The 1,064-nt window shown below is 78.0% G+C and carries 1 protein-coding gene; it reads left to right on the forward strand.

The genetic code is table 11. The features are described 5' to 3' along the window. Positions 1-145: 145 nt before the first annotated feature. Positions 146-1,064, forward strand: a 919-nt coding sequence (locus AB8Z75_RS35010; RefSeq protein ID WP_369209186.1) for a 4'-phosphopantetheinyl transferase superfamily protein, incomplete at its 3' end; no start/stop codon positions are given.

The raw sequence follows: 1,064 nt of genomic DNA on the forward strand, positions 1-1,064 counted from the left end.
GGGTGGGGTGGTGGCCGCGGGGAAGGCGCGGCCCGCCACCGCTTCGGCCGGCATGGCCTGGCCCACCACCGTACGGGGGGCGTTTTGGTTCGCGCGTTCGCGTACTCGCGCGTGAGCGCTTCACTCCTTCGGGTACGGTCGCCGCATGACGAGTGCTGCCGCCTCCGGTACCACCGACCCCCTCCGCTCTCCCGTCGTTCGCTTCGTGCGCGTCTCCGAGCATGCGTCCGCGGCTGCGGCGCCGGGTGCTCTCGCGTCGCTCTCGGCGGAAGAGCGTGAGCGTGCCGCCAGGTTCGTACAGCAGGCCGACCGCGACCGCTACCTGGTCGCCCACCTGGCACTGCGCGAGGAACTGGGCGCGCTGCTCGGCCTCGCCCCGCGGGACGTGCCGTTCACCCGCGCCGACTGCCCCGTGTGCGGCGGCCCGCACGGGCGGCCGGCCGTGCCCTCCGACCCGGTGCACTTCTCCCTCTCGCACGCCGGTGATGTGGTCGCGCTCGCGTTCGCCGCCGCGCCCATCGGGGTGGACGTGGAACAGCATCCGTCCGTCTCGACAGCCACCCAGACGATGTCCGCGCTGCACCCGCGCGAACAGACGGAACTGGCCGCTCTCGGACCGGACGCGCTGCCTGCCGCGTTCGCCCGTTGCTGGACGCGCAAGGAGGCCTACTTGAAAGGCACCGGGACGGGCCTGGGTGAGGATCCCGCCCTCACGTACGTCAGCTCACTGGACCAGCCTGCCCGGGTCCCCGGCTGGCAGTTGACCGATCTGGCGGTACCGGACGGTTACGCGGCTGCGAGCGCGCTGCGGCAGACCGGGGGGCGTGGTGAAGGGTCGGGCGCCGTGGGGGGGGGGGGGGGGGGGGGGGGGGGGGGGGGGGGGGGGGGGGGGGGGGGGGGGGGGGGGGGGGGGGGGGGGGGGGGGGGGGGGGGGGGGGGGGGGGGGGGGGGGGGGGGGGGGGGGGGGGGGGGGGGGGGGGGGGGGGGGGGGGGGGGGGGGGGGGGGGGGGGGGGGGGGGGGGGGGGGGGGGGGGGGGGTACCGGACGGTTACGCGGCTGCGAGC

The organism is Streptomyces sp. PU-14G (genome assembly GCF_041028275.1).
Taxonomy (GTDB): domain Bacteria; phylum Actinomycetota; class Actinomycetes; order Streptomycetales; family Streptomycetaceae; genus Streptomyces.